This window comes from Rhodoferax sp. (assembly GCF_023701345.1).
Taxonomy (GTDB): domain Bacteria; phylum Pseudomonadota; class Gammaproteobacteria; order Burkholderiales; family Burkholderiaceae_C; genus Rhodoferax.
The window spans coordinates 23265-36274 of sequence record NZ_JAMPXE010000018.1 but is presented as its reverse complement, the minus strand read 5'-3'; the positions used below and the strand labels follow the sequence as shown (position 1 = coordinate 36274).

Here is a 13010-nt window from a genome sequence, read left to right as displayed (position 1 = left end):
CGCGGGTTTCAGCATCCCGGCTGACCGCAAGTTCATCATCGTGCGCGGTGACGGCATTGGCAAAGAGTACCCCTACTCGGGCGAAAAGCTCACCACGCTGCTGGCGGTGTACAAGTACGGCACCTTTGACGAAGCCCTGAACATGATGCGCGGCATCTACAACGTGGGCGGCAAGGGCCACTCCTGCGGCATCTACTCATTCAACCCCGAGCACATCCACCAGCTGGCCATGGCCGCGCCGGTGAGCCGCATGATGGTGCGCCAGCCGCAATCCAAAGCCAACGCCGGCGCTTTCAACAACGGCATGCCGATGACGTCGAGCCTGGGCTGCGGCACCTGGGGCGGCAACGTGATCTCTGAAAACGTCAGCCTCAAGCACTACATGAACACCACCTGGGTGTCGGTGCCGATTCCGGAAGACCGCCCCTCTGACCAGGAGCTGTTCGGCGAGTTCTATGACCCGGCGCTGGAAGAAGGCGAATTCACCGCCGAGGACATGGCCAGCGCCTGCTGATCAGGCCCTGGAATGGCGTAAAGTGCCTGCCTGTGCCCTCGTGGCGCTGGCAGGCTTTTTTATTAACGGAGCAAAACATGCAAACATCCAGACCCATTGAATTACATGGCCAACCCATCGCAGGCGGCAAATTTCCGCTGATCTGCACGCCGCTGGTGGGCCGCACACTGGACCAGCTTATGGCTGAACTGGCCGTGGTGCTGCCCAAGCAGCCAGACGTGCTGGAATGGCGCGTTGATTTTTTTGAAGCCATCGGCGACACCGCCGCCGTCATTGCCGCAGCCAAGGCGATCAAGCAGGCCGCCGGCAGCATCCCGTTGCTGTTCACCCGCCGCTCCACCCTCGAGGGCGGTGAAAAAATTGCCATCAACGAAGCGCAAGTCATCGCCATGTACACGGCGGTCTGCGAGAGCAGGAGCATTGACCTGATCGACTATGAAATGGCCAACGACACGGCCAACATCGCTCTGGTGCGCACGGCGGCCAGGGCCAACGACATCAAGCTGGTGCTGTCGTTCCACAATTTCTCTTATACGCCGGGTCTGGAAACGCTGGCGAGCAAATTCCTGACCGCCGACCAGTTGGGGGCCGACGTGGCCAAGGTGGCGGTGATGCCGCGCGATCTGGACGACGTGCTGACGCTCCTGACCGCCACCCGCGAAGCCAGCAAAAAGCTGCGCATCCCGCTGATTTCCATGTCGATGGGGCCTTATGGCGCCATGACGCGCCTGTTTGGCTGGACCTTTGGCTCCGCCCTGACCTTTGCCGTGGGGGCCAGCAGCTCGGCACCCGGTCAGGTGCCGATCGAAGACCTGAACACGGCGCTGGCGATTTTGCAGAAGTCGATGGGCGGCAAGTAAGCGTTGATTAACGTTCGGACCCGTTGTTGGCCATGGCCCGTCCGCTGCCAACAGGCTAGTCACGTCTGCTAAAATTCGCCTGTCACTGGGGAGTAGTCTCCCTTCGAGCAATTCGGAGGGGCTTGCGTCAACATACTTGGTCATCGTTTGACCATGGCGCAAGCGGTTTCAAACTTGACAAGACCTTTGACCATGTTGCTTCCGGTTTGGCTGGGGGGGCTTCATGGTCATTGTTTTTGTCTGGCCTTGGAACCCCCTCATGGAAGCTCTATTTATCTCTACGGGTGTCGTCGCCCTCGCTGAAATCGGCGACAAGACCCAACTTCTGGCATTCATCCTGGCGGCACGCTTCAAGAAGCCCGTTCCCATCATTGCCGGGATCCTGGTTGCCACGCTGGCGAACCATGGATTGGCGGGTGCGCTGGGTGCCTGGATTACCTCGGTTGTCAGCCCGGACGTCATGCGTTGGGTTCTGGGCGGCTCATTCATTGGAATGGCCATCTGGACGCTGATCCCCGACAAAATCGAGGAAGAGGAGACTCAGGTGGCCAAACATCTTGGCGTCTTTGGTGCGACCCTGGTCACCTTCTTTCTGGCAGAGATGGGCGACAAAACGCAGATTGCGACGGTCGCCTTGGCGGCCCACTATGGCGCGCCCCTGATGGTGATTGCCGGAACCACATTGGGGATGTTGTTGGCTGACGTTCCGGCCGTGTTTGTTGGCAACAAGTTTGCCGCCAGGATCCCGATGAAGTTGGTTCACGCCATCGCGGCAGGCATCTTCGCCGTCATGGGTTTGCTCACCATCTTCCAGGTGGACAAATTGTTTCAGTAGCGACTGACCGGGTCCAGCTTTGAACCGCTGCCTTGCCCGGCAGCGCCAGCAGGCGCTACGACCCGGACAGGGGCACGGTCAATTGCGCAATGACCGGTCGGGTGTCTGGCCGCACGCCACGCCACCACAAAAATGCCTCGGCGGCCTGCTCGGCCAGCATGCCGACACCATCGGCAAGAGGTGCCGCCCCTGCGTTTTTTGCCAGCCGCAAAAACGGCGTCAGACCCTTGCCATAGGCCAGTTCGTAAGCCAGACAGCCCGGTGCAAAAACAGTGGCTGGAACCGGCGGCAACTCGCCACGCAGGCTGGCCGACGTGGCGTTGAAGACCAGATCAAACGCTTGCCCTGCCAGACCGACGTAGCCACAGGCCGTGACCTGCGCCTGGGAGGCGACCTCTGCCGCCAGCGTCACCGCTTTGGACAGCGTGCGGTTGACAATCGTCAGGCTGGCCGGCTGCTCGTGAAGAAAGGGCAACAAGGCCCCGCGCGCGGCACCGCCGGCACCCAGCAGCAGCACGCGCTTGTTGCGCAGTGCAATTCCCAGGTTGTGCGTCACATCGCGCACCAGGCCCATGCCGTCAAAGTTCTCACCCCAGACCTGGTCGCCCTCGAACTTCAGCGCGTTGACCGCACCGGCCAGGCGCGCCCGCTCGGACAGCGTGGTGGCATAGGCGCAGGCGTCCATCTTGAACGGCACGGTCACGTTCAGGCCGCGTCCGCCCGCGGCGCGAAACGCATCGACGGCGCCGGAAAAACCGCCAAGCGGCCCCTCCAAAGCGGTGTAGGCCATGTCCTGCCCGCAGGCTTTGGCGTACAGGCCATGGATGAACGGCGACTTGGTCTGGCTGATGGGGTTGCCGATCACGGCATAAAGGTCGGTCATGACGATGTGGCGTTGGCGGTAAACAAATCGGCCGGCATGACGGCCAGCGCGGGGCCCAGGCGCGGGACAAAATCCATCTGGTCCAGCACGTCGCGCTGCAAGTCTACGCCCGGGGCAATTTCAAACAGCTCGACGCCCTGGGCGGTGAGCCGGAAGCTGGCGCGTTCGGTCAGGAACAGCACGGTTTGACCGCGCTTGAGCGCCTCACTGCCGCTGAAGGTGATTTGCTCCACCTGGGGCAGCAGCTTTTTGATGGCGCCTTGTTGCAGCACTCGCATCTGACCGTCGCCGGTATGGAGCTTGACGCCCTTGGCGGCCATGGTGCCGCAAAACACCACTTTGCGGGCGTTCTGGGCAATGTCAATGAAGCCGCCAGGCCCGACCGTCAGCCCGCCGAGTTTGCTGACGTTGACGTTGCCCTGCGCATCGAATTCACCAAAGCCCAAAAAAGCGACGTCGAGGCCGCCACCGGCATAAAAGTCGAACTGCGTGGCGGCGTCGAGCATGGCGGTGGCATTGCGGGCGTAGCCAAATAACACGCCGTCCATCAGGGTGCCGCCATAGGTGCCGTGTTCAATGGTCTGGTAAATGCGGTGCTGTTCACCGCGCGCGGCAATCAGCTTGGCCACCGCGTCGGGCACGCCGACACCGTAGTTGACGACCGGGCGGGCCTTGCCGGTGTTGAACAGCTCCAGCGCGGCACGGCGGGCCACCGCCTGGCGTTCACTGAAAGCGATGTTGGCCGCCGCAATTTCAGCCTGATGGTCGGCCGCCTCGCTCCGGTAACGCGCTTCCCCTGTCAGCTCGCCGCTCAGGGCCGGATCGAAGTCAATGTCGTAGCTGGCTTTTTGCTGCGGATCGACCACGATGGCATCGACCCAGGCCGAAGGAATGCGCACCTCGCGAGCCTTGAGCGCACCCTTGGGCAGGCGCTCCCTGACCTGCACTATCACCTTGCCACCGCTGTTGCGCGCGGCCAGCGCCAGCGACTGGGCGTCCACATTGGCGACTTCATGCTCGAAACTGATGTTGCCGTCTTCGTCGGCGGCGCTGGCGCGTACCAGCGCCACGTTGACCGGAAACGGCTTGTAGCGCAGATACTCGCGCCCGTCCATCTGCACCACTTCCGCCAGATCGTCCCTGGCCGAGGCGTTCATGCGGCCACCGCCCTGGCGCGGATCACACACCGTGCCCAGCCCCACATGGGTGAACAAGCCCGGCCGGCCGGCACCGATTTCACGCAGCAGCTGGCTGGAGACGCCGCCGGGCAGGATGTAGGCCTCGATCTTTTCATCCTGCGCCAGTTGCTGCATGGTGGGTGACCAGACCCAGTGCCCGCCGATGACTTTCCTGACCAGACCCTCGTGCGCAAAACAGTTCATGCCCTTGGTCTTTTTGTCGCCGATGCCCAGCGCGTGCACCACCGTGAGATGGCGCGGCGTTTGTGTATCCAGAAAGCGCGCCTGCACGGCTTCGAACAGGCAGGTGGCCTCCATCAGCCCGCCGCCACCGCCCATCAGGGCCACGGTGTCGTTGTCGTTGATGAGACTGGTGGCCTGTGCCGCGCTCATGAATTTGGGGTTGCTCATGGTGTGCCAGTCCTGTGCTTAACGATGCACATCAAACAACACGGCACCTTTTTTCATGGCCATCTTGGCCACCACCGTGCGGTGGATTTCGCTGGTGCCGTCAAAGATTCGGTAGACACGCGCGTCGCGGTAGTAGCGTTCGATCGGCAGTTCCTTGCAAAAGCCCATGCCACCGAAGAGCTGCACCGCGCGGTCCACCACTTTGCCAAGGGTCTCGGCGGCAAACACCTTGACCATGGCGATCTGTTCACGCGCATCAAAACCCTGGTCCAGCATCCAGGCGGCCTGGTAGACCATCCAGCGTGCCGCGTTGATCTCGATCACGCTGTCGGCAATCTGCTGCTGCACCATCTGGAAGTCGCCAATTTTTTGCCCGAACTGTTTGCGCTCGTTGACGTAGTCCACCATCAGCTCAAGCACATGGCTGGCCTTGCCCACCGCGCGCGCGCCCACCTGCGCCAGCCGCACCACATTGAGCGCACCCATGGCCAGCTTGAAGCCCTGGCCCTGCGCGCCCAGCAGCGTCTCGTTCTCCAGCACCACATCGTCAAAATACAGTTCCAGGTGCGGCGTGCCGCGCAAGCCCATCATCTTCTGGTCCTTGCCGATCTTGAAGCCTGGCAGGCCCTTGTCGACCATGAACATGGAGATTTCCTTGTCGCCGGTCTTGGCCGACACCAGGAAGAAGTCGCTCCACTCGCCGTCGCTGATGAAACACTTGCTGCCATTGAGCACCCAGCCGGACCCGGTCTTGCGGGCGCTCGTCTTGATGCCCGCCGCATCGGAACCCGCACCGGACTCGGTGATGGCGATCGAGCAGGTGCGCGCACCCGACACCGTAGGTTTGAGCCAGCGCTCCACCTGCGCGCCCTGGCATTCCAGCAGGGGTTCGTACACGTTGCCAAAGGCGCGGCGGATCAGGTAGTCGGAGGTATGGCCAAACTGCTCTTCGCACATGATGCGGTCCAGCGCCGACAATCCGCCGCCGCCCAATTCAGCCGGAATGTTCAAGGCATACAAGCCCAATGCTTTTGATTTCTCAAACACAGCCAGTGCTTTTTCCCTGGCCAGAAAGCCCTGGTCTTCCAGTTCATCTTCGAGCGGGTGCAGTTCTTCGGCGATGAAGCGACGGATGGTGTCGATCATCATTTTTTGTTCGTCGTTGAGGGAAAAGTCCATGGGTGTCTCCGGTTGGTTTGTGATACTTTGCGGGTCAGACCACTCGCGCAGCGACGTGCTCTGACCCCAACTGACTAAGATGAATGGTCTGGCCGGTTTTGGCGGCATTGGCAATGGCTTCGGTGATGCGCAGGTTTTCCAGGCCATCACGGGCGCTGACCAGGGGCTCGGCCTCGCCGCGAATGACGGCACAGAAGTGCTCCAACTGGTGTGTCAAAGGGTCGTCGCGCACCATGCCCACGGTACCGACTTCGAATTCCTTCCACCAGGAGCGGTCCTCGGGGCGGGGGTAGGTCTTCAGGCGCATGGTCGGTACCGACAGACTGCCGTTGGTGCCGGTGATGACGTAGCAGTCTTCGTCGCTGTAGCTCGCGTAGGCTTTGTTTTCCTGCGAGGTTTGTTCCCAGCTGCGGGCGCAGGCAGCGGTGTCGGACAGCATGAAGGTGCCCAGCACGCCACTGGCAAAACGCAGGTTGATGGCCACGCTGTCTTCAACCACAAACCCGCGCGTGGCGTGGCTGGCGAAAGCCTGCACCGCCACAATGTCGCCGCACAGCATGCGCAGGTTGTGCACCTCGTGGATCATGTTGATCAAAATCGGGCCCGCGCCCAACTCGCGCCGCCAGGGCGCGCTGTCAAAATAGTCATCCGGCTTGAAAAATGTGGCGCTGCCCATCACGGCGACCAGTTGCCCCAGTTGGCCGGAGTCCACCACCTCTTTGGCCTTGCGCATGATCGGGCTATGGGCGCGGTGGTGGCCGATCAGCACCCTGGCACCGGTGGCATTGACCACTTTCAGCAGTTGCTCGCCCTGCGCCACCGTGGTGGCAATGGGTTTTTCCAGCAGGATCGGCAGACCTGCCTCGATGCACTGCAGGGCCTGCGGCACATGCAGGTGGTTGGGGGTGGCCAGCAACACGCCATCCGGGCGCTGTGCGGCCAGCATGTCGTCCAGCGAGGTAAACAGGGGCACATTCGCCGCCTTGGCGACCGCGACCGCCGCCGGGGACGGATCAACGATGGCGCTCAACGTGCAGCTCGGGCTGCGTAACGCCACGGCCATATGGGCCTGGCCGATGATGCCGGCGCCTGCAATCGCAATACGGGTTGGGGTCATGAACGTGTCTCTCTTGGTGATTGGGTTTGAATGTACTGTGATCATTAACAAATACAATGTATCTAAATCTACATTAACAATTTACCATTAATGAATAATAAATGGGACATGACCGACTTACGCGTGTTTTGCCAGGTGGCCAGGCGCTCCAGCTTTGTCGGCGCTGCGACCGAGCTTGGCATCTCACCCGCTTATGTCACCAAGCGCATCGCCAATCTGGAGAAAGCGCTGGGCACCACCTTGTTTCACCGCACGACGCGCCGCGTGCTGATCAGTGATGCCGGGGAAACCGCCTACGCCTGGGCGCGCAAGGTGCTCGATGCGGCGGAAGAACTGAACCAGGGCGTGGCCGGAGCCAGCATCTTGCCCAAGGGGCCGCTGCGCATCAGCACCAGCTTGCGCCTGGGGCGCAACCACCTGGCACCGATCCTGGCCGACATCGGCCAAAGGTATCCCGAGCTGGAAGTCTGGCTGGAGGTGATGGACCGTCGGGTGGATGTGTTGGGCGAGGGCTTCGACATTGACGTGCGCGTGGGCGAGGTGCATGAGCCGCACCTGATCGCCCACCATGTGGCGCAAAGCGCGCGCGTGTTGTGCGCGGCGCCGGCGTATCTGGCCCGACGCGGTCACCCCAAAACCCTGGCCGATCTGACCGGTCACGATTGCCTGATGTACCGCGAACGGCACCAGACGTTTGGCGTCTGGCGGCTGCAAGGGCCCAATGGGCCTGAGTCGGTCAAGGTGACTGGCGCGATGGGCTCCAACCAGAGCGATATCGTGCACCAGTGGGCGCTGGCGGGTTTGGGCATCATCCCGCTGTCGAGCTGGGATGTGGCCGGGCTGCTGCGTGAAGGTGTCCTGGAGCGCGTGCTGCCGCAATACCACCAGAGTGCGGATGTCTGGGCCGTCACAGCGGCCCGGCTGGACCAGTCGGCCAAGTTGCGCATTTGCACCCAGTTGCTGATCAGCCAGTTGCAGTCCGGGCCGTATGCGCTGGACACTTCGGTGGTCTGACCCGCAATGTTTCTAGACCACCATCGGCGTCAGGCCGCCGTCCATCGACAACACCGCGCCATTGATGTAGCTCGCCCGTGAAGAGGCCAGAAAGACCACCGCATTGGCAATCTCCCCGGGCTCGGCAATGCGTCCCAGTGGCAAGCGCTCATTGGCCAGCGTCAAGGCCTCTTCGGCGCTGATGTGCTGCAGCCTGGCATCGGCGACCATGCCTTCCTGCAGCCGTTCGGTCAGCGTCAGGCCCGGGTTGACGACATTGACGCGCACCCCCTGGCGCGCGTAGGCGTTGGCCAGGCCGACACTGGCCAGCATCAGCGCGGCGTTGGCCGAGCCGCCCGGCAAATGAATCGGGCTGGCGACCTTGCCGCCCATCCCGACCACGTTGACGATCACCCCCTTGCCGCGCTGGGCCATCTGTTTGATCAGCGGATCCATGACATGGATGTAGGTGAAGTATTTGGCTTGCATGGCATCGAGCCAGCGCTGCGCATTGAGTTCGGCCGGCGGTGTGCGCTGTGCGGCACCGGCGCAATTGACCAGCACGTCAATCGGGCCACCCATGTGCCGGGCCTGCTCCACCATGGCGCTGGCCTGCACCGGGTCTTTCAGGTCCGCGCTGACAATGCCAATCCGGCCAGCGGCATCGGGTGCGTCGCGCAACAGCAGCGCCCTGGCTGCCTCCAGGCGTGCCGTGTCGCGTGAAACCAGCGTCACTTGGGCGCCTTCCTGCAGGAAGAGCAGGGCACAGGCCAGACCGATGCCTTTGCTGGCGCCGGTGATCAGCACATGCTGGTTCTGAAGTTTTAAATCCATGGTTTTTGATCCTGAGTCAAGGGTGCTTTGTGGTGTTGGCCGCGGCGAGCTCACGCACCACCTGGTCCGCATGGCTGCGCAATTCCAGTGCAATGCTTTCGGCCAGATGGAGACGGCGCAGCAGCCACGGGCTGAGGTCGCCGTCAAAAGGGTCGCCCAGCACCGACCATTCGAGCGCGGTGGTGACGGCTTGTGCGGTCTGCAGTGGCGCAGCGTGTGTGTCCAGTGCAGCTTCGATGGCGTGTGCCGCCTGTTGCAATGGCCGGTCAACCTCATGCGGTGTCAGGCGGCCACGTTGTTGCAGCAGCATGGTCTTGACGGTGGTCAGCTGGGCCAGAAGCTGGTAACTCAGGGCCAGCAAGCGCCCCAGCGGTGCCAGCGGCGGGCGCACCGCACGCGGCTCGGACAAGGAGCGCTGGGTCGCCTGCACCAGGGCCGACAGGCTGTCAAAAGCCTCGCGCCGCGCCAGCCGCCATTGCAGCTCGGGCGCGTTGTCCACCGCCTGCAACTGCCACAGGCCCAGCGCCTCGCGCGCGTGCCGTGACTGCGCGGTCAGGGCGCGCTTGACCAGGGCCGCAATCTGGCCACGCTCCCAGGACGGCAGCACGTAGCTGAAAGCCCAGGCAATCGTGACCCCGATCAGGGTGTCCAGCATGCGCTCCACCACGTCAAAAACCGGGCTCGGCCCGGCGTTGAGCATCTGCACCTGCAGCAGGCCCAACACCGTGGCGGCGATGGCCGTGACCAGGTATTTCCTGATCGCAAAGGCGTGGGCCAGCGCCTGTGCCAGCGTGGCCATGAGCAGCACCAGCAGTGGTGTGATGTGGGCGTAGAGCAGCAGAGCCGCCAGCACACAGCCGATCAGCGTGCCGAAGGCGCGGCTATTGCGCCGCTCCAGCGTTTGCGCCAGGCTGCCGCGAAGCACCACCACGATGGTGACCAATATCCAGTAATCATGGCTGCCCCAGGGCAGCGCCAGTGAGACCGCGTAGGCCGTGCCGATGGCCAGTGCCGCCCGAATGGCGTGGCGCAGGGGCGGTGCGTTCCAGCGCCACAGCGCATAAAAGGGTTCCCAGGACCAGACCGTGGGGCTGACGAACAATTGCCAGGTGGTGCGCACCAGGCCCACATTGGGCGCCACTTCGCCGCGTGCCAGGGCCAGCAGGCGCAAGCTGTCGTCATTCAGGTGGCCAATGCGGCTTGACATGCCCATGGCCAGGATGGCGGGCGCGGTGCAATCGGCTGGCACCGCGCCGTCATGGCCCCATTGCAGGCTCTCCAGTTGCGGGCGATGGCTGGCAAACAGCACAGGCGTGCGCCCGCGCAGCAGGGCATCGGCCAGGGCATCAATTTCCTGTGCCAGCGCCTGCAGAATGTCACGCAGGGCGCGCAGCACCGGTTCATGGCCGGGGTGGTGTTTGAGCGTGTCGAGGTCCAGGTTGCAGACCAGCATGTGGTCGCGCATGTCCAGCACCCCCATCAGCATGTCGGCCAGTTGCTGGCGGCGCGTGGTGCTGGGTGACTCCAGCAAAATATTGCGTGCTGCCTGCAACTGGTCGGCCAGCGCCGCCTGCTGCTGCAGCAGCGTGCCGATCAATGGCGCGCGCCTGGTTTTTTCAGCCTCCATGGCGGGGGTGAATTGTTGTGCCTGGGACCGCATCAGCTTGGCCAGGGCGAACAGGGTGTCGGCCAGCATTTGCACGCGGTAGCGGGCATTGAGTGCCGCGTTGGCCAGTGTGGCCCAGATCAGGTACGACACCGCACCCAGCGTGAAATAGAGGCAGGTGGCGAGGTTGGTGGCACTGTTGGTGTGGTCCGGCACCGCCATCGAGAACACCATGGCAAACATGACAGAGACCGAAATCGGCAAGCCGCGATTGCCCCAGCCCCCCGCCAAAAAAGCCAGAAAACTGGCCGGCACCAGCAACAGACCCAGCAGGATGGGGGCGGCGTGCAGCACCTGGACTGCATAAAAGAGCGGCAAACCAATCACAAAGGCCGGCAGCAGTTGCCAGAACTTGCCGCGTTTCGGGGCCGGTTGATCCGGTGGAATACACACCACCACGCCCACTGACGCGGCGGCTGCGGCAAAGGGTCCCAGCAACAGGTGAATGCTGCCCGAGATCAGCAGCAAGCCCAGCGCCGCCGACATTCCGATGGTGACGTAATGGCTCAGCGCGATGCGCATGGCATCACGCTGGTAGCGTTCAAAGTTGCTTTGTGGCCGCATGGTTGAAGGGGAGGATGCCGGGCTTGCGCCGGCTTGTCAAATCAGATTGCGCATGGCCCGCGCGGTCTCCATCAGCACCGGCAGCACGCGCGACACCGCGTCTTCACTGCTCTCATGACCCATCGGCATGGTCACATTCAACGCCCCCACCAGATCCCCCTTGCGGTCAATCAGCGGCACAGCCACGCCGCGGTAGGTCAGCTCCAGTTGCTGCTCTGAAATGGCCCAGCCGCGCTGGCGGATACGCGCCAGCTCGATGCGCAGCCGGTCTTTGTTGTTGATGGTGTAGCTGGTGTAGGCCTTGAGTTCGTGGTGGGCCAGCCAATTCTCCAGCCACTCGGGGTCGCGCAGCGCCAGCATCAGCATGCCGGCCGCCGTCACCTGCGCCTGCACCCGCGAGCCCAGCACCACACCGGTGTTCATGGCACGGGTGGAGCCGTTGCGGGCGATGTACACCACGTCGTCGCCGTCCATCACGCTGACGTAGGCAATCTCCTGCGTGCCTGAGGTGACACGCTGCAAAAAGGGTTGCACGATGCGCGGCAGGCGGGCGGATTCCAGGTAGGACTGGCCCAGACGCAGCACGCGCGGTGTCAGCCAGAACATCTTGCCATCGGTGGCCACATAACCCAGGTAGACCAGGGTCAGCAGGTAGCGGCGCGCCGCAGTGCGCGTCATGTCGCAGCGCACACCGGCCTGGCTGGCGGTCATGCGCGGGTTGGCATCGTCAAAGGCTTCGATGATGGACAGGCCTTTTTCCAGGCCGGCGATCCAGTCGCGCTTGTCGAGTGCGGCACCGGGTGCCACTTTGGGGGAGGAAACAAGGCTTGTCATGCTGTTTGCTGGTCGGTTGGCGAAAAGTAGACTAAGTAGTTACCCGTATTGCGTGCGTTTATCAGTTATTTAAGTTCATTTATCGCACAAAAACAAGATTTTTTGTTTCTAGAAGTTGCTCTAAGTGGCTAAAGTCCAGCCAGAAACAACATTATGAACGATCAGCGCATCAATCCTCTCACCAAAGTGGCATCCATGCCGCCTGTCCATGGCGATACCGATGTCTATCTGATTTTGGGCGACCCCATCGAGCAGGTGCTGGCCCCCGAGATATTCAACCCCTTGTTTGCACGCTTTGGCATGGATGCCGTGCTGGTGCCGGTTCAAGTGGCACCGCAACACCTGCATGCCTTCGTCAAAACGGCCTTTCTGGCGAAAAACATCAAGGGCATGTGGCTGACGATTCCGCACAAGGTACCGGTCATGGAGGTGCTTGACGGCTACAGCGAACTGGCCCGTCTGGCAGGTGCCGTCAATGCCATCCGGCGCAATGACGACGGCACCCTCGAAGGTGGTTTGTTCGATGGCGAGGGCTTTGTCTGTTCGCTGGATTATTTTGACATTCCTTATGCGGGCAAAAAAGTGCTGATTGTGGGCGCTGGTGGCGCTGCCGCGGCCATTGGTGCCTCGCTGGTGCAGTCCCGCGCCAGCGGCAGCGCATCCCGTGTGGCTTTTTTTGACCCCACCCCCGGCAAGGCGGCCGAAGTGGCTGCCCGGCTGCAGGCGGCCCATGCCGCGCAGCTTGTTGCGGTCACCAGCAGCGACCCGGCCGGCTTTGACTTGGTGGTGAATGCCTCGCCGCTGGGCCTGAAGGCCGCCGACCCGCTGCCTTGCGACGTGGCGCGCCTGGAACCGCATGCCGCGCTGGTGGATATTGTGATGAAAAACTACCCGACCCCGGTGGTGCGTGCTGCCCGGGCCCGGGGCATACACGCCGAGCCGGGCTTTGAGATGCTGATCCAGCAAGCGCACCTGTACCTGGATTTTTTTGGTTTCCATGACATCGCCGCTGCACTGCGGCAGGACACCGTTACCATCCGGCAACAAATCTATCCACAGGCTTTGCTGGATGAAATAACCCAGGCTGCCAAGCCATTTTTTGCAACCCCGTGAGGCAACCGCCCACATTTTTTAACCAGAGG

General features: G+C 62.5%; 11 protein-coding genes, 1 pseudogene and 1 riboswitch. Of the genes and pseudogenes, 5 read left to right on the top strand and 7 right to left on the bottom strand.

The genetic code is table 11. The annotated features are described in order from the left end of the window. The 3 genes and pseudogenes from NDI87_RS04285 to NDI87_RS04275 form a co-directional block, all read left to right on the top strand. A pseudogene (locus NDI87_RS04285) lies at window positions 1-514 on the top strand (aldehyde dehydrogenase); the annotation flags it as partial. A 77-nt stretch (window positions 515-591) separates the two neighbouring features. Further along, a complete protein-coding gene (gene aroD, locus NDI87_RS04280) occupies window positions 592-1374 on the top strand; it encodes a type I 3-dehydroquinate dehydratase (RefSeq protein WP_296273564.1) in 783 nt (260 codons plus the stop codon). Window positions 1375-1449: 75 nt separating this feature from the next. Further along, window positions 1450-1628, top strand: a riboswitch (yybP-ykoY riboswitch). A gap of 5 nt (window positions 1629-1633) precedes the next feature. After that, window positions 1634-2209 (top strand): TMEM165/GDT1 family protein, encoded by a 576-nt coding sequence (locus NDI87_RS04275; RefSeq protein ID WP_296273563.1) that lies wholly within the window; start codon window positions 1634-1636, stop codon window positions 2207-2209. A gap of 55 nt (window positions 2210-2264) precedes the next feature. Here the strand turns inward: NDI87_RS04275 and aroE are convergent, their stop codons facing one another. The 4 genes from aroE to NDI87_RS04255 are packed head-to-tail and all read right to left on the bottom strand — an operon-like array spanning window position 2265 to window position 6977. Next, a complete protein-coding gene (gene aroE / locus NDI87_RS04270) occupies window positions 2265-3092 on the bottom strand; it encodes a shikimate dehydrogenase (RefSeq protein WP_296273562.1) in 828 nt (275 codons plus the stop codon). Then, on the bottom strand, window positions 3089-4681 hold the full coding sequence (locus NDI87_RS04265) for a CoA-transferase (RefSeq protein WP_296273561.1): 1593 nt from the start codon (window positions 4679-4681) through the stop codon (window positions 3089-3091). Before NDI87_RS04265 ends, aroE begins: the two co-directional genes overlap by 4 nt. An 18-nt stretch (window positions 4682-4699) precedes the next feature. Continuing rightward, window positions 4700-5860 (bottom strand): acyl-CoA dehydrogenase family protein, encoded by a 1161-nt coding sequence (locus tag NDI87_RS04260; RefSeq protein WP_296273560.1) that lies wholly within the window; start codon window positions 5858-5860, stop codon window positions 4700-4702. 34 nt (window positions 5861-5894) lie between these two features. Continuing rightward, window positions 5895-6977 (bottom strand): Gfo/Idh/MocA family oxidoreductase, encoded by a 1083-nt coding sequence (locus tag NDI87_RS04255; protein WP_296273559.1) that lies wholly within the window; start codon window positions 6975-6977, stop codon window positions 5895-5897. Window positions 6978-7085: 108 nt separating this feature from the next. On the opposite strand from NDI87_RS04255, the gene NDI87_RS04250 reads away from it, so the two are divergent. Further along, entirely contained in the window at window positions 7086-7991 is a 906-nt protein-coding gene (locus NDI87_RS04250; protein ID WP_296273558.1) for a LysR substrate-binding domain-containing protein, read from the top strand. Window positions 7992-8003: 12 nt separating this feature from the next. Here the strand turns inward: NDI87_RS04250 and NDI87_RS04245 are convergent, their stop codons facing one another. Genes NDI87_RS04245 through NDI87_RS04235 form a run of 3 tightly spaced genes read right to left on the bottom strand, consistent with a single transcriptional unit; the run spans window position 8004 to window position 11868 of the window. Continuing rightward, window positions 8004-8804 (bottom strand): SDR family oxidoreductase, encoded by an 801-nt coding sequence (locus NDI87_RS04245; RefSeq protein WP_296273557.1) that lies wholly within the window; start codon window positions 8802-8804, stop codon window positions 8004-8006. Between the two features lie 16 nt (window positions 8805-8820). Further along, window positions 8821-11034, bottom strand: a complete 2214-nt coding sequence (locus NDI87_RS04240; protein ID WP_296273556.1) for an FUSC family membrane protein — start codon at window positions 11032-11034, stop codon at window positions 8821-8823. Between the two features lie 36 nt (window positions 11035-11070). Next, complete coding sequence (locus NDI87_RS04235; RefSeq protein ID WP_296273555.1) at window positions 11071-11868, bottom strand: IclR family transcriptional regulator C-terminal domain-containing protein; 798 nt, start codon at window positions 11866-11868, stop codon at window positions 11071-11073. A gap of 153 nt (window positions 11869-12021) precedes the next feature. Between NDI87_RS04235 and NDI87_RS04230 the strand changes: the two genes are divergently transcribed. Further along, on the top strand, window positions 12022-12981 hold the full coding sequence (locus tag NDI87_RS04230; protein ID WP_296273554.1) for a shikimate dehydrogenase: 960 nt from the start codon (window positions 12022-12024) through the stop codon (window positions 12979-12981). Window positions 12982-13010 lie beyond the last annotated feature (29 nt).

Excerpts from the sequence above, each read along its gene's own strand:
- NDI87_RS04260 (WP_296273560.1), bottom strand. The coding sequence starts at position 5,860 with ATGGACTTTTCCCTCAACGACGAACAAAAAATGATGATCGACACCATC.
- NDI87_RS04275 (WP_296273563.1), top strand. The coding sequence starts at position 1,634 with ATGGAAGCTCTATTTATCTCTACGGGTGTCGTCGCCCTCGCTGAAATC.
- NDI87_RS04235 (WP_296273555.1), bottom strand. The coding sequence starts at position 11,868 with ATGACAAGCCTTGTTTCCTCCCCCAAAGTGGCACCCGGTGCCGCACTC.
- NDI87_RS04265 (WP_296273561.1), bottom strand. The coding sequence starts at position 4,681 with ATGAGCAACCCCAAATTCATGAGCGCGGCACAGGCCACCAGTCTCATC.
- NDI87_RS04240 (WP_296273556.1), bottom strand. The coding sequence starts at position 11,034 with ATGCGGCCACAAAGCAACTTTGAACGCTACCAGCGTGATGCCATGCGC.
- aroD (WP_296273564.1), top strand. The coding sequence starts at position 592 with ATGCAAACATCCAGACCCATTGAATTACATGGCCAACCCATCGCAGGC.
- NDI87_RS04245 (WP_296273557.1), bottom strand. The coding sequence starts at position 8,804 with ATGGATTTAAAACTTCAGAACCAGCATGTGCTGATCACCGGCGCCAGC.
- NDI87_RS04250 (WP_296273558.1), top strand. The coding sequence starts at position 7,086 with ATGACCGACTTACGCGTGTTTTGCCAGGTGGCCAGGCGCTCCAGCTTT.
- NDI87_RS04255 (WP_296273559.1), bottom strand. The coding sequence starts at position 6,977 with ATGACCCCAACCCGTATTGCGATTGCAGGCGCCGGCATCATCGGCCAG.
- NDI87_RS04230 (WP_296273554.1), top strand. The coding sequence starts at position 12,022 with ATGAACGATCAGCGCATCAATCCTCTCACCAAAGTGGCATCCATGCCG.
- aroE (WP_296273562.1), bottom strand. The coding sequence starts at position 3,092 with ATGACCGACCTTTATGCCGTGATCGGCAACCCCATCAGCCAGACCAAG.